We start from the raw sequence: 13009 nt of genomic DNA, 5'->3' as shown, positions 1-13009 counted from the left end.
GGCCTGCGGCCACCCGGGGGAGTCCTGGTGTAGTTGTTGGCTCAACGCGACGGGTTGCGTCGCGGCGTTCAAGCCGGATGTTCAATTCGTGCACGGCGCTGAAGCCTGGTACATCCTCCATTCTTGCACTCTTTGTCGGACCATAGTTGCGTTTGGGCACCCGAAAGAGGGGGAGGGGAAAATACGTGACATACTGAGCACGTGGCTGAGAATCGACCGAGACTGTTTCAGGGTGGGCGTGACATCTCACTTTCGCTCATCGTTAGCGCGATCGTCATGTTCGCAGCCGTGGGACTGACCGGCATGTGCACCTTCAATCCCGGCTCCCCGGAGCGCGGGGAGGTGCCGCAGGTGGATGCGGGGACCTTCATTTCAATGGAGGCCAGGGGAATGGACTTCGCGGTCAGGCAGCCTGCGCTCCCGGAGGGGTGGGTGACCAACTCCGCACGCAGGAGCATGGTCGATGACACCCCCGCACCCGTCATTGGCTATGTCACCCCGGATGGTGGCTACCTCCAGCTCACCCAGACCGGGGAGGACACCCCGGACGCGGTGGAGGGCTATGACGGGCGCTGGCGGGACCTGGCGGAGACCTATTTGGTCGATGGCCGGGAGGTCGGTGTGTACACCTCCGCGGAGAAGGATGTCCGCGACCTCCGCGTCGTCGATCTCGGTGATGCGCGGGCGTTGATCTCGGGGGCGGCAACCGACGAGGAGTTCAACCAGCTGATCTCCACCACCATCGCGGCCGCCCCGTTGCCGAAGTACTAGGCCTGAATTACGGGCTTGTCGACGCCCGCACCGACCGTGGTCGCGGCGGCGCGGCGGCCGCAGCGCGGACAAAACCTACTCGCTAACCTTCTTCAGCGCCTCCTCGACCCGCTGTGAGGCGCCGCCGAGATGCTCCTCGCATCGCCTGGCCAGGGATTCCCCCCTTTCCCAGTAGCTCAGCGACTCATCGAGGCCCATCTGTCCGAGTTCAAGGATCTTGACTATCTCCACCAGCTCATCTCTGGCCTGTTCATAGGAGAGTTCCTCCACCGGGACGAAGGCGGCGTCGCCTCGTCCGGATCCGATGACGTTGGGGTTGCTCATTGCTGCTCCTTGGATTGAGACTCGATGTGAAAACTAGTCGGCTGACTGGGTTCCCATGGCCGCCGCGGTGATGGAGCCGTCGGCGACCCTGATGCGCAACTGGCTGCCCGGAGGGGACTGGGCGATGGTGGTCACCACCTCCGGTGGTGACCCGTCGCGTGGAAGGACCTGAACCACGGAGTACCCACGGGCGAGGGTGGCCGAGGGGCCGAGGGCGGCGACCTGGGCGCGCAGTGAGTCCACCGTGGAGATCTCCGTGCGCAGCAGATGGCTGACATCGCGTCGGATCAGGGCGAGCGCGCGCTCTATCTCCTCACGCCGGCGCAGAATCGGCGTCATCGGGTCCGCGAGAACCGGACGGGAGCGGATCGATTTCAGCGCCTCCTCCTCGCGCCTGACCCAGCCACGCAGGGCCGCTGCGCCCCGGTCCCGGAGCTGGCGGATCAGCAGCCGCTCCTCGGCGACATCGGGAACCACGCGCTTGGCGGCGTCCGTGGGGGTCGCCGCACGCAGATCGGCCACATTGTCCAGGACGGGGGTGTCTGGTTCGTGCCCGATGGCTGAGACAACGGGGGTCCGTGCCGCGGCCACGGCTCTTTGCAGTCCCTCCTCGGAAAAGGGCAGCAGGTCCTCCACCGAACCACCGCCGCGGGCGATGATGATGACATCAACCTCCGGATCCTCATCCAGCTGGTGCAGCGCAGCGATGATCTCGGGGACGGCGCCGGCTCCCTGCACCGCGGTGTTGATCACCCTGAAGGACACCTCCGGCCAGCGGTCCCTGGCAACGCTGAGCACGTCGCGCTCGGCGGCGGAACCCCGTCCGGTGATCAGTCCCACCCTGGTGGGAAGAAAGGGCAGGCGCTTTTTTCTGGAGGCATCGAAGAGCCCCTCGGCCGCCAGTCTCCTGCGCAGGTCCTCGATGCGCGCGAGCAGCTCGCCGATACCCACCGGGCGGATGTCGGTGACCCACAGGGAGAAGGTGCCACGCCCCGCATAGAAGGCCGGTTTGCCGTAGACGACCACGCGGTCGCCGTCCTTGAGCGGGGTCGGCCGGTTGCGGATGAGCTCGGTGGGACAGGTGAGCTGGACCGAGGCCTCCTGTTCCACGTCGCGGAGCGTGAGGTAGGACAGCTTCCAGGAGGGTTTGACGTTGATCTGGGCGAGCTGCCCCTCCACCCACAGGTGTCCCAGACGCTCGATCCAGTTCTTGACCTGGTTGTTGACCTCGCGTACCGGCCAGGGGGTCTCCGGCGTTGAATTCGCAGACGGCACAGGCGTGTGATCCTCCCACTTCTTCCGGGGCTTCAGTGATTTGAGCTATCATTCCCCGCCCTCGGCGGGGAGGTCAGGTTCCCAGTCTAGGTGTTTGGCCTCAACGTTGGATACGCTGGGATCCATGAGTTCACCCCTGACACACTCCGAGAACGAAACCGGAAAGAAGATTCTGCTCGCCGCCCCGCGCGGATACTGCGCCGGCGTGGACCGCGCCGTGGAGACGGTGGAACGCGCCCTGGAGCAGTACGGTGCCCCGGTGTACGTGCGCAAGGAGATCGTGCACAACCGCTACGTGGTTGATACCCTCGCGGAAAAGGGTGCCATCTTCGTCAACGAAGCCTCGGATGCGCCTGAGGGCGCCCACATGGTCTTCTCCGCCCACGGCGTAAGCCCCGCGGTCCACGCGGAGGCTGCGGCTAAGAACCTCAAGGCCATCGACGCGGCCTGCCCGCTGGTGACCAAGGTCCACAATGAGGTCAGGCGCTTCGACAAGCAGGGATTCCAGATTCTGTTCATCGGGCACGAGGGTCATGAGGAGGTCGAGGGGACGATGGGGCACTCGCCGGAGAAGACCCACCTGGTGGACGGGCTCGCAGGTGTGGAGAAGCTCCCCGCGTTCCTGGCGGACGAGCCGAATCTGATGTGGCTGTCCCAGACCACGCTCTCGGTCGATGAAACCATGGAGATCGTCCGCGCCCTCAAGGTGAGGTACCCCCAGCTGCAGGATCCGCCCTCCGATGACATCTGCTACGCCACGCAGAATCGTCAGGTGGCCGTCAAGGCGATCGCCGAGGCCTGCGAGCTGATGATCGTGGTCGGTTCGAAGAACTCCTCCAACTCGGTCCGCCTCGTCGAGGTGGCCAGACAGTCCGGTGCCGATGCCGCCCACCTCGTCGATTTCGCCCGGGAGATCGATCCCGCGTGGCTGGATGGTGTGACCACGGTGGGGATCTCCTCGGGCGCCTCGGTGCCGGAGATCCTCGTGCAGGGAGTGGTGGAACGGCTCTCCGAGTTCGGCTTCAACGACGTTGAGGAGGTCACCTCGGCCGCGGAGAAGATCGTCTTCGCACTGCCGAGAGTGCTGCGCCCGGCACGTACCTAGAGGTATCTACTGGAGGTATCTAGCTGTAGAGATCGTCATCGAGGGTGAGGCGGCGTCGCGGCGGGGGTGCCTGCCGACGCTCCCGCGGGTCCACCGGCGGCTGGGTGGGAAACTCGCGGGTCAGCGGTGCCTGCTGTGCCTTCGGCTCTGGTTCGGGGGTGACCCGGGGTCCCGGCCTGGGGGTGTAGCGCACGCCCCTGTCCGCCTGGACCTGTGCGGTGTGCTGCCGTCGCTGCTGACTCCGACGGATCAACTCGTCCACCGTGACCTGCTGGTTATCTTCCTCCGCCGGTGCCGGGGCCCGGCGGGTGCGCGTCCGGCTGGTCTGTGCCCGGGCCTTCGTCGCCGTGGTGGTGTTCGCGCGGTCGGCGGCACGTTGCGCTCTCCGGGCCCGTTCCCCCACGACCTGGGTGTTCTGCTCATTTCTGCGCAGGAGCATGATTCTGACCACCGCGATGAAGGCCGAGACGATCGTGACCATGATCAGGGTGGGGAAGAACTGCGCCAGGGGGTAGATGGCCGTGAGTATCTTGGTGGTGGAAAAACCCGAGCCCGAGTTTATTCCCTGCTGGCTGATCAGCCAGGACGCGACCGGGGTGGTCAGTCCAAAGAGCAGGGGAATGGCCGCGACGGTGAGAAACAGGCCGCGGGCCTCGACGAGCAGGGTGACCGTCAGTGCGCCGAGAATGAAGATCAACTGGTAGGTCAGGCCCAGTCGGCCCAGGTACAGGCTGATGAGCAGACCGGTGATCAGGCAGGCGAGAATGATTGCGGAACCCGACCAGGTGGGCAAACCGGCGAAGCCGCCCTGCTGCGCTGGCCTGGGTTGGGTTCGCCTCGCTGACGCTGATCCATGTGACACGTTGGACAATGTTACCGTTTCTTGTCCTGAAACTGGATTCTGGCGCCGGGGTCGCGCCGGCTACCCCTGGTCAGTTGCGGTTTCACTTCCTGCAGCATGTCTGCTCTGCGCGCTCAGGGGAGTGGGTTCGGTGATTTTTGCGGCGGTGGGCGAGAGCACGTCCATCTCAGCGAGTTTGCGGGCGGTGACCATCACCCTGGAGTCTATGGAGTTCAGGGTCGAGTTGAAGGCGTCGACGGCTTTGTCCAGCGCTCCGCCGACGCGGTTGTAGTGTTCTGCCATCGTGTTCAGGCGGGTGTAGAGTTGCTTGCCCAGGCGCTGGACCTCGGCGGCCTGCTGCGTCACAGCCTCCTGCTGCCAGCCCATCGCCACCGTGCGCAGCAGGACCATCAGGGTGGAGGGGGTGGCCAGCACGATGTCGCGGGAGAAGGCGTACTCGAGTAGCTCCGGATCGTTGATCAGAGCGGCGTCGAGGAAGGGGTCGGCGGGGACGAAGAGGATGACAAACTCGGGGGACTGGCTGAAGCCCTCGGTGTACTGCTTGGCGGACAGCTGCGTGACGTGTTGGCGCAGCTGGTAGGCGTGACGGCGCAGGAAGGCCTCATGCTCCTCGGGATCCTCGGATTCCATGGCGTCGAGGTAGGAGGTGAAGGGCACCTTGGCGTCGACGATGATGTGGCGGTTCCCACTGAGGTTGATCACCATGTCCGGTCGCATCGTCTGTCCGCCGACCCTGACGGTGACCTGGGTGTCAAAATCGCAGTGTCGCTGCATCCCGGCCAGCTCGACCACCCGCTCCAGCTGCATCTCCCCCCAGCGTCCGCGGACCTGCGGTGCCCGGAGGGCGGAGACCAGTCTGTTGGTCCGGTCCGACAATAGGGCCGAGGTCCTGGTCATGGACTGCACCTGCGAGGCCAGGGCCGCCATCGATTCCGCCCGCTCCACGTCAAGGGAGTGCACGCGACCGCTGAGCTGGTTGAGTCCGTCGTGCAGCGGCCTGAGGGAATTGCCCAGTGATTCCCCGAGGTTGTGGGCCAGCGATTCCGGATCATTTCTGCGCTCCAGGGTCCGTGCCAGTTCACGCAGCTCAGCGGTGCTTCTCCCGGCCTCACGGTTGCCGCGCGCCAGCCAGCCGATCAGTGCGCCGATGGCTATGCCGACGATGAGGATGATGAGAGTGACAGCCGTGGAATTCATGCCTGCCACTGTGCCACACGGGGTGGACGGGGCTAGGGTCGCTTCCGCAGTTTCTCGAACGCCTGTGCTGTGGTGGTGCGGGCGGCGGCCAGTCGCTTCCTGAGCTGACCGCGACGGATGTCGGTGCGATCGACCCGGTCAGGTTCATCAAAGCCCTCCGGTATGTTCAGCTCCGAGGTGCTCGGTGAGTTCAGCAGCGTCTGGTAGTGCTCCTGGCGGAACAGCGCCCCCTGCGCCTCCGCGTGGCGTCCGGCGAGCGGGCCGAAGTCACTGGCGTAGGTGAGGTCCTCGGCTGACTTCTCACCTGCCCTGATCGAGGTCATGTCCTGGACGTAGCGGAAGACCACCGCGATCATCGCGGCGATGGGAACGGCGAGGAATGCCCCGATGATGTTGAACAGCGTGCCACCGACGGTGACGGACAGCAGCACGATCACCGGATGCAGGTTCATGGCCCTGGACTGCAGGATCGGGGAGAGGATGTTTCCCTCGAGCTGCTGCACCGCCACCACCAGAACCAGCACCATCACGGCCTCGGTGAACCCCAGGGAGACCAGTGCGACCAGGACGGCCAGGGCCCCTGCGGTGAAGGCGCCGACGATGGGGATGAATCCGGCGATGAAGGTGATCACCGACAGGGCGAGCGCCATGGGGACCCCGATCAGCACCAGGCCGAGGCCGATGAAGAAGGCGTCGACGGCGGAGACTATCGCCTGCGCGCGGATGAATCCGGACAGGGTCTTCCAGGCCCGGGTGAGCAGCTCGGTCAGGTGCCACCCGGAGGTCTCACCGACCACCTGCCTCGCCCAGGGCAGAAAACGGGACCCGTCCTTGAGGAAGAAGAAGGTCAGCACCAGGACGACGCCGAGGGTGACCACCACGCTGGTGGCCATCCCGAGTCCGGAGAAGATCTCGCCCGCGATGGTCCCGGCCTGGTTCTGCAGCCAGGCCGCGGCCTCGTTGAAGAAATTGTTCAGATCACCGGGATTGACGTTGAGCGGCGGCCCCTGCAGCCACAGCTGAACCGAGAGGATCCCCTCGAAGGCCTGATAGTAGAGGGTCTGGGACTGCCTGCCGATCGAGGGTGCGATGAACCAGAACACCCCCAGGACGATGGCGAAGAAGGAGACGATGGTGACCAGCGCCGCCAGGGCAGGTGGAACCCCGTGCCTGCGCAGCCAGCTGTTGGGCACCGAGAGCACCGTGCACACGATCAGCGCGAGCATGACCGGGAGCACGCCCCGCCAGAGCTGGCCGAGGATCAGCCAGGCCACATAGGCCGCGGCGGCGATGAGGAGCAGTCTCATGCTCCACATCGAGACCCTGCGCAGAATGTCACCGATGATTATTGAACGATCGATCCGGTCCAGGGGTGCACCCCCGACCGATTCATCGGTTTCCGGGGCGGGCTCCCTGGTGTCGTCCCCGACGAAGCCGTCGAGCTGCTGCGGAAAATCATCCATCCTTGCCACAAGAAACCATTGTGCCCGCTTCCGGTGGTTAAAGCACGGGAAACACGCTTGTCGACGCCCCGGAGCGCGTAGATTGGCCGTCAAACACAGTTTGACGCGTCCACGAGAGGAAAAGACATGAAGGAATCCCTGGCCCCCGGGCTCACCCACACGATGAACTACCCGGTGCCCGAGGATCGCACCGTCCCGCACCTGCTTCCCGAGGCCCCGGAGTTCCGCTCGATGCCGAAGGTGCTCGCCACCGGCTACATGGTCGGGATCATCGAATGGGCGTGCATGCAGCTGATCGCCGCGCATCTCGATGAGGGCGAGATCTCCCTCGGTACCCACGTCGATCTGTCCCACCAGGCACCGACGGTGCCCGGCTCCACGGTGACCGTGGAGGCCGAGCTGCTCGGTGTCGACCGCCGCACCCTGACCTTCGGGATCACCGCCCGTGATGAGCACGGAGTGATCAGCACCGGTACCCATCAGCGCGGGGTGGTGTCGCGGGACCGTTTCGTCGACAAGCTGCCGTCCTAGGGGCATCCGTGTCCGCGGGGGTTGCTAGGATTAGTGCCCGTGACCCTTACTCTCGGAATCGTCGGCCTGCCCAACGTGGGCAAATCCACCCTCTTCAACGCCCTGACCCGCAATGATGTTCTGGCGGCGAACTACCCCTTCGCCACCATCGAACCCAATGTTGGTCTTGTGGAGCTTCCGGATGCGCGCCTGACCCGCCTGGCGGAGATCTTCGGCTCCGAGCGGATACTGCCGGCGACGGTGTCCTTCGTGGACATCGCCGGCATCGTCAAGGGCGCCTCCGAGGGTGAGGGAATGGGTAACGCCTTCCTGGCCAATATCCGCGAGGCCGACGCCATCTGTCAGGTCGTCCGCGCCTTCAGCGATGACAACGTCATCCACGTCGAGGGCCGCGTCGACCCGGCGACCGACATATCCGTGATCAACACCGAACTGATCCTCGCGGACCTGCAGACCATCGAGAAGGCACTCCCGCGCCTGGAGAAGGATGCCCGCAAGGACAAGTCGCTGGGCGAGGTCGTCGCCGAGGTGCAGAAGGCCCTGGGGATTCTCGAGGATGACCGCACGCTGTTCACCGCGGCCAAGAACGGGGAGGTTGACCTGTCCCTGCTGCGTGATCTCCACCTGATGACGGCCAAGCCCTTCCTCTATGTGTTCAACTCCGATGAGGAGGTTCTCACCGACGAGGCGCGCAAGGAGGAGCTCCGTGCCCTGGTCGCCCCCGCCGATAGCGTGTTCCTCGACGCCCAGACCGAGACCGAGCTCCTCGAGCTCGAAGACGAGGAGGCCGCCGAGCTCCTCGAGTCCGTGGGGCAGTCCGAGCCCGGCCTGCACTCCCTGGCCCGCGCCGGCTTTGACACGCTCGGCCTGCAGACCTACCTCACCGCGGGCCCCAAGGAATCCCGGGCCTGGACCATCCACAAGGGCGATACCGCCCCGCAGGCCGCCGGGGTGATCCACACCGACTTCGAGCGGGGCTTCATCAAGGCCGAGATCGTGTCCTTTTCCGATCTCGACGCCGCCGGATCCATGGCCGAGGCCAAGGCCGCGGGCAAGGTGCGTCAGGAGGGCAAGGACTACGTCATGGAGGACGGGGACGTGGTGGAGTTCAAATTCAACGTATAGCTCCCCGGTCAGATACGTCCCGACGCGGGATACCCGGGATCGATGGCCTCAGGGTGTGAGACACTCGGTGCATGGTTTCGCCTCAAACCCTGAGTGATTCAGACCGTCGCATCGTTGCCCGCTGGGCGGCGGCGTGTGCCGCGCGGGTGGTCCCGCTCTTCGAGGCCGAAGCTTCGGCGCAGGATGAGATCCGGGATGCACTCGATCGCACCCGGGCATACAGCGAGGGGCGCAGCAGCGCCGCCGAAGAGATCGCCCGGCGCTTCATCGCGGTTAAGGCGGCGAAGGCTGCGGTATCCCCTGCGGGTGCCGCGGCCGCACGGGCGGTCGCCCAGGCCTCGGCTGTCGCCCACATGGGTGCTCATGCACTGGGTGCGGCAGCCTATGCCGTGAAGGCGGTTTCACTGGCGAACGCGGGTCGGCCGGAAAAGGTCGATGAGGAGATCCGCTGGCAGATTGCAGATCTCCGGGAAGGTGAGCGGGTCGCGTTGCGATTGCTCCCGCCGCTCGGTGAGGATGCCGCGGGACCGTTGGCCGGCGGGCTGCTCTCGCGTGGGGTTCTCGGGTCGACGATTATCCGGATCCAGAGGCAGATTGCCTGAATGTGCCCGTGACTCCCGCCGGATCCGGTTACCGGGGTTCAGCTCGGTGTGATCCCATCCCTGGGCCGATGCGGTGTCTTACCGCTGCGCTCGACGGTGACCAGCGGTTCCGGAAGGATCCGGTTGATCAGGGCCGTGATCTCCTCCAGCGGCTGGTCGTGGTCGGTGAGTGCCAGGCGGCGGAGGCCCGGGTGGGTGCGCAGGGCGTCGACAAGCTCGTCTGGAACGGGACCGGACAGGGACACCGATTCCAGCGCGGGCAGGTGCTCGAGGGCATCCGCGCCACGGATGCGGCCGACATTCTCGAGGGTCACCGAGCGCAGGGTGGGGTGGCCTGCCAGCGGGCCGAGATCGATGTCCTCGAGGTCCAGGAGCCGGAGTTCCTGCAGCGGACGTTCGAGCAGCCCGTTGAGATCGACGCGTGCGGCCCCGCGGATGAGAAGTGAACGCACCGACGGCGCCTGCACCAGCGCGGCACCCTCGACCTCGCCGCGGCCGAAGATCCGGAGGGACTGGGCGGTGCCGGGAAACTGCTCGCCGGTCAGGGTGCCACCGTCCTCGAGCTGCACCCGGTGGTCGATGCCCGGGTCGGAGGGCCAGGTGGTGCGCCTGCCCGCGAGGAAGTCCAGGATGGAGTCGGCGTGCACGAAGGGTCCGAAGTCGAGGTCGGAACCGAATTCGAGAACCTGTCCGGCGACCCCCGTCGGCCCGGGAACGGTATCCACGGCCAGGTGATTTCCGGAATGGTCGTGGGCGAAGGGGATCCAGCCGGGATGTGCGAGCCGCGGCTGGGTCGCCCCCGGGGTGCCCAGGGTGTAGGCGACCCCGTCGAAGGGGCCGGTGGCTGCCAGATCCGCCCACTCCGCATGCGCCGCGGCGATGCCCCCGGTCGAGAGCAGCGACCACCCCGCCGTTAGTGTGCGGTCCCAGTCCTCGACCTCCAGGCGGATCTCCGCACCATCGCTGAGCCTGAGGATCTCGGCGATCTCCGGGGGAACCGGCTGGCCGATCGCCGCGGCCAGGTCACTGAGCTTGTCGACGCCAGCACCGTCCTCCGCGAGGTAGTCGCCGCTGCCGCGCGCCCACAGATCCGCGATCTGCCCGCGGACCTCGGTGGGCAGTTCCGGCAGGGTGGCCGGGGTCTCGGGGAAGCTGGTCGGGCCGATAATCGTTTCCCGGGGATCTCCCCGCACCGCGAAGAATCGCCATCCGCCGTCGCGGTGCACGGTGATCTCCGCGGTCCACGGGTTTGCCTCGAGTTCCCCGCGCAGCTCGTCCACGTCAAGTTCCTCCGGACTTTCGGGGAAGCGGGTCTGACCGGAGTGTGTGCGACCCCGCAGTGACCGGGAGGTCGAACCACTGGACAGGGTGCAGGAGAGCACCAGGAGGTCCAGATCCGGATTGGCTGGGAACACTGTGACCAGGGTCTGCACCAACGCTTGCAGTGACATGGCTTCAATTGTCGGGGCACGGTGACACCCCCGCAACTTTTCCCGCCCCGGGTTTTTCGGCCACCGGAACCCGGGAGGCGGTAGTGTGGCGAGTCCAGATCATAGGTACCCACCAACAGCGCAGGAATGGTCAACCATGGGATCACTGAGCTTTTCCGCAACGGTTTCACTTGACGGTTTCGCCGCGGACCGCGACGGCGGCATTGACTGGACGGTACCGGACGCGGACCTCTTCAGGCTGCACGTGGAGCGAATGGCCGCAGTGTCAACCGAGGTTCTCGGACGCAGGACCTTCCTCATGATGAAGTACTGGGATTCCGAACCGGGGGATGGATCCTGGGGCCCGGATGAGCGGGAGTTCGCCCGGAGGTGGCGCGGGATCGAGAAGATCGCGGTGTCATCGACACTGACCGGGGCCGAGGTCGGGTCCGGTGGCGCGAGGCTGATTTCCGGTCTCACCCTGCCCGGGCTCGCACGCATCGTCGAGGACGCGCCGGGGGAGGTGGAGATCTTCGGGCCGACTACCGCGGCTGCCGCGATCCGTGCGGGAATGGTGCGTGACTTCCGGTTCTTCGTCGTTCCCCGCGTCCTCGGCGGCGGGCTGCGTGCCCTTCCGGATCACGCGGACCTGGAACTGAGACTGGTTGAACACCAAGTCTTCGGCAGCGGCATCGTGTTCCTGCACTACTCATCGCGGGATCGTGGAGGCGTCCCGATAGACTGAGGCGCCATGACAGCGACACTGTGGGCGGTCAGCGACCTCCATGTGACCTTCCCGGAGAATCAGGCGATCGTGGATGGATTGTCCCCGCGGCACCACGGTGACTGGTTGATCGTTGCCGGCGATGTCGCCGAACGGATTCCGGATGTCGTGCGGACCCTGCGGGGACTGGTCGCGCGGTTCGACACCGTGATCTGGGTGCCGGGTAACCATGAGCTGTTCAACCGGAGGACCGATCGCTTCAACGGCAGGTCACGCTACCGGGTTCTGGTGGGACAGCTGCGCGCGATCGGTGTGATCACGCCCGAGGATCCCTTTCCGGTGTTCGGCGGTGTGACGGTCTGCCCCCTGTTCGCGCTCTATGACTACTCCTTCCGCCCGCCGGGGGTGTCGGCGCGGCAGGCGGTGGACAGGGCGGTGGTCAAGCTCGATGATGAGATAGCCATCGCACCCTATGTCGATGTGGTGCAGTGGAGCGCCGAGAGGGTCGAGTATTCGGAGCGGCGACTGGCGGCGGTGACGGGTCCGAAGATCCTGGTCAACCACTGGCCCCTGGTTGTTGAGCCGACCCGCAGGCTGCGGGCACCCGATATCGCCCTGTGGTGCGGGACCACCGCCACCCGCGACTGGGCCGTGAAGTACAACGCACTGCTGGCCATCCACGGACACCTGCACATTCCCGCAGAGACCCGCGTCGACGGAATCAGTCACATTGACGTCTCGCTTGGCTACCCCTTCGAGCAGCACCCTCCGCATCTGCGGCGGCCGTGGCCCTTCCCGGCGCTGGAGCTCCCCTGACACCGCGTTCCGCCGGGGTGGCGGCGGTGCGTCCTAGGGTCACTGTTCGTCGATAAGCGGTGGTGCCAGCGTGCCCAGCCACTCGATCAGCAGCTGGGTCTGGGTCGCGCCGAGGACGTCGGGATGTGAGGCCGCGAATTCGATGACCGTGGCGAAGGGCCCCGCGGACCCGGTCCCGCTTCCGGTGATCGCGGCGATCGCGCCTTCCCGGACGGCCGCGGACAGGGCCGGATCGGCGGCATCCATGACGATCTGGCGCAGCGTGACCCCGATGTTGGTGACCAGGATATGGGCTGCGGCCTGCTCGGAGGAAACAACCAGGCGTCCCTGGTCCGCCGCGCGTGCGGTCAGGGCCCGGAGGATCTCGCTGGGGATCGCCTGTGGCTGCGGGGAGTAGCCGGGGCGCACCTTTCCGTACATGAGCGTGTAGAAGCCCGGATTGGCCAGACCGAAGGCGACGTGGGCATCCCAGCCTGCGCGGATGTCCTGGATGGGATCCCCGGAGGATTCCATCGAGTGTTTCTGCCCGATGTAGAGCTCAAAGCCGTGTTCGATGACCGCGTCGATCAGCCCCTGCTTCGATCCGAAGAAGTGGTACAGCGTGGGCATCTTGACCCCGACCGCATCACAGACGGCACGTAGCGAGAAGTCCTCGCCGGGGCTGGCGGCGATGAGGTCGGCTGCGGCCGCGATGAGGCGTTCGCGCGTGGTACTTCCCATTCGCTCTGTCATACTGTGATACGGTAGCTCATGTAGCGCTGATATGGTGTTGCATATCTACGAT

14 protein-coding genes are annotated in these 13009 nt (G+C 65.8%); 7 read left to right on the top strand and 7 right to left on the bottom strand.

Features of this window, described 5'->3' with window-relative positions:
- Positions 1 to 201 precede the first annotated feature (201 nt).
- Positions 202 to 771, top strand: a complete 570-nt coding sequence (locus B7E02_RS10195; protein WP_080795724.1) for a DUF4245 domain-containing protein — start codon at positions 202 to 204, stop codon at positions 769 to 771.
- A 75-nt stretch (positions 772 to 846) separates the two neighbouring features.
- Here the strand turns inward: B7E02_RS10195 and B7E02_RS10190 are convergent, their stop codons facing one another.
- Both B7E02_RS10190 and xseA read right to left on the bottom strand, forming a co-directional pair.
- On the bottom strand, positions 847 to 1095 hold the full coding sequence (locus tag B7E02_RS10190; protein ID WP_080795717.1) for an exodeoxyribonuclease VII small subunit: 249 nt from the start codon (positions 1093 to 1095) through the stop codon (positions 847 to 849).
- Between the two features lie 33 nt (positions 1096 to 1128).
- The gene (gene xseA, locus B7E02_RS10185) at positions 1129 to 2370 is read right to left on the bottom strand and encodes an exodeoxyribonuclease VII large subunit (RefSeq protein WP_080795710.1); all 1242 of its coding nucleotides are present in this window, start codon (positions 2368 to 2370) and stop codon (positions 1129 to 1131) included.
- 124 nt (positions 2371 to 2494) lie between these two features.
- Here xseA and B7E02_RS10180 point away from each other — a divergent pair, with 124 nt between their 5' ends.
- Entirely contained in the window at positions 2495 to 3475 is a 981-nt protein-coding gene (locus tag B7E02_RS10180) for a 4-hydroxy-3-methylbut-2-enyl diphosphate reductase (RefSeq protein ID WP_080795707.1), read from the top strand.
- Positions 3476 to 3494: 19 nt separating this feature from the next.
- Here B7E02_RS10180 and B7E02_RS10175 read toward each other — a convergent pair whose 3' ends face one another.
- Genes B7E02_RS10175 through B7E02_RS10165 form a run of 3 tightly spaced genes read right to left on the bottom strand, consistent with a single transcriptional unit; the run spans position 3495 to position 6997 of the window.
- Positions 3495 to 4337, bottom strand: a complete 843-nt coding sequence (locus tag B7E02_RS10175; RefSeq protein WP_245802247.1) for a DUF6542 domain-containing protein — start codon at positions 4335 to 4337, stop codon at positions 3495 to 3497.
- A gap of 60 nt (positions 4338 to 4397) precedes the next feature.
- Complete coding sequence (locus B7E02_RS10170) at positions 4398 to 5534, bottom strand: DNA recombination protein RmuC (RefSeq protein WP_080796897.1); 1137 nt, start codon at positions 5532 to 5534, stop codon at positions 4398 to 4400.
- Positions 5535 to 5566: 32 nt separating this feature from the next.
- Positions 5567 to 6997: an AI-2E family transporter gene (locus tag B7E02_RS10165; protein WP_080795704.1), complete on the bottom strand. Its 1431-nt coding sequence runs from the start codon at positions 6995 to 6997 to the stop codon at positions 5567 to 5569.
- A gap of 126 nt (positions 6998 to 7123) precedes the next feature.
- On the opposite strand from B7E02_RS10165, the gene B7E02_RS10160 reads away from it, so the two are divergent.
- The 3 genes from B7E02_RS10160 to B7E02_RS10150 all read left to right on the top strand — a co-directional run bounded on the left by B7E02_RS10160 (position 7124) and on the right by B7E02_RS10150 (position 9255).
- Complete coding sequence (locus B7E02_RS10160; protein WP_080795701.1) at positions 7124 to 7528, top strand: thioesterase family protein; 405 nt, start codon at positions 7124 to 7126, stop codon at positions 7526 to 7528.
- A 39-nt stretch (positions 7529 to 7567) separates the two neighbouring features.
- A complete protein-coding gene (gene ychF / locus B7E02_RS10155) occupies positions 7568 to 8653 on the top strand; it encodes a redox-regulated ATPase YchF (protein ID WP_080795698.1) in 1086 nt (361 codons plus the stop codon).
- A 71-nt stretch (positions 8654 to 8724) separates the two neighbouring features.
- Positions 8725 to 9255, top strand: coding sequence for a putative immunity protein (locus B7E02_RS10150; RefSeq protein WP_179129709.1), 531 nt, complete (start codon positions 8725 to 8727; stop codon positions 9253 to 9255).
- A gap of 38 nt (positions 9256 to 9293) precedes the next feature.
- Here B7E02_RS10150 and B7E02_RS10145 read toward each other — a convergent pair whose 3' ends face one another.
- Positions 9294 to 10706 (bottom strand): SMI1/KNR4 family protein, encoded by a 1413-nt coding sequence (locus tag B7E02_RS10145; protein WP_080795695.1) that lies wholly within the window; start codon positions 10704 to 10706, stop codon positions 9294 to 9296.
- A gap of 136 nt (positions 10707 to 10842) precedes the next feature.
- On the opposite strand from B7E02_RS10145, the gene B7E02_RS10140 reads away from it, so the two are divergent.
- Complete coding sequence (locus B7E02_RS10140) at positions 10843 to 11430, top strand: dihydrofolate reductase family protein (protein ID WP_080795692.1); 588 nt, start codon at positions 10843 to 10845, stop codon at positions 11428 to 11430.
- 6 nt (positions 11431 to 11436) lie between these two features.
- The gene (locus tag B7E02_RS10135) at positions 11437 to 12225 is read left to right on the top strand and encodes a metallophosphoesterase family protein (RefSeq protein WP_080795689.1); all 789 of its coding nucleotides are present in this window, start codon (positions 11437 to 11439) and stop codon (positions 12223 to 12225) included.
- Between the two features lie 39 nt (positions 12226 to 12264).
- Here B7E02_RS10135 and B7E02_RS10130 read toward each other — a convergent pair whose 3' ends face one another.
- The gene (locus tag B7E02_RS10130; RefSeq protein WP_245802246.1) at positions 12265 to 12945 is read right to left on the bottom strand and encodes a TetR/AcrR family transcriptional regulator; all 681 of its coding nucleotides are present in this window, start codon (positions 12943 to 12945) and stop codon (positions 12265 to 12267) included.
- Between the last annotated feature and the right edge of the window lie 64 nt (positions 12946 to 13009).

Source organism: Corynebacterium pacaense (assembly GCF_900169525.1).
In the GTDB taxonomy this organism is placed as follows: domain Bacteria; phylum Actinomycetota; class Actinomycetes; order Mycobacteriales; family Mycobacteriaceae; genus Corynebacterium; species Corynebacterium pacaense.
This window is presented reverse-complemented; position numbering and strand designations above follow the sequence as displayed.

Excerpts from the sequence above, each read along its gene's own strand:
- B7E02_RS10190 (WP_080795717.1), bottom strand. The coding sequence starts at position 1,095 with ATGAGCAACCCCAACGTCATCGGATCCGGACGAGGCGACGCCGCCTTC.
- B7E02_RS10180 (WP_080795707.1), top strand. The coding sequence starts at position 2,495 with ATGAGTTCACCCCTGACACACTCCGAGAACGAAACCGGAAAGAAGATT.
- B7E02_RS10170 (WP_080796897.1), bottom strand. The coding sequence starts at position 5,534 with ATGAATTCCACGGCTGTCACTCTCATCATCCTCATCGTCGGCATAGCC.
- B7E02_RS10165 (WP_080795704.1), bottom strand. The coding sequence starts at position 6,997 with ATGGATGATTTTCCGCAGCAGCTCGACGGCTTCGTCGGGGACGACACC.
- B7E02_RS10160 (WP_080795701.1), top strand. The coding sequence starts at position 7,124 with ATGAAGGAATCCCTGGCCCCCGGGCTCACCCACACGATGAACTACCCG.
- B7E02_RS10150 (WP_179129709.1), top strand. The coding sequence starts at position 8,725 with ATGGTTTCGCCTCAAACCCTGAGTGATTCAGACCGTCGCATCGTTGCC.
- B7E02_RS10145 (WP_080795695.1), bottom strand. The coding sequence starts at position 10,706 with ATGTCACTGCAAGCGTTGGTGCAGACCCTGGTCACAGTGTTCCCAGCC.
- B7E02_RS10140 (WP_080795692.1), top strand. The coding sequence starts at position 10,843 with ATGGGATCACTGAGCTTTTCCGCAACGGTTTCACTTGACGGTTTCGCC.
- B7E02_RS10135 (WP_080795689.1), top strand. The coding sequence starts at position 11,437 with ATGACAGCGACACTGTGGGCGGTCAGCGACCTCCATGTGACCTTCCCG.
- B7E02_RS10130 (WP_245802246.1), bottom strand. The coding sequence starts at position 12,945 with ATGGGAAGTACCACGCGCGAACGCCTCATCGCGGCCGCAGCCGACCTC.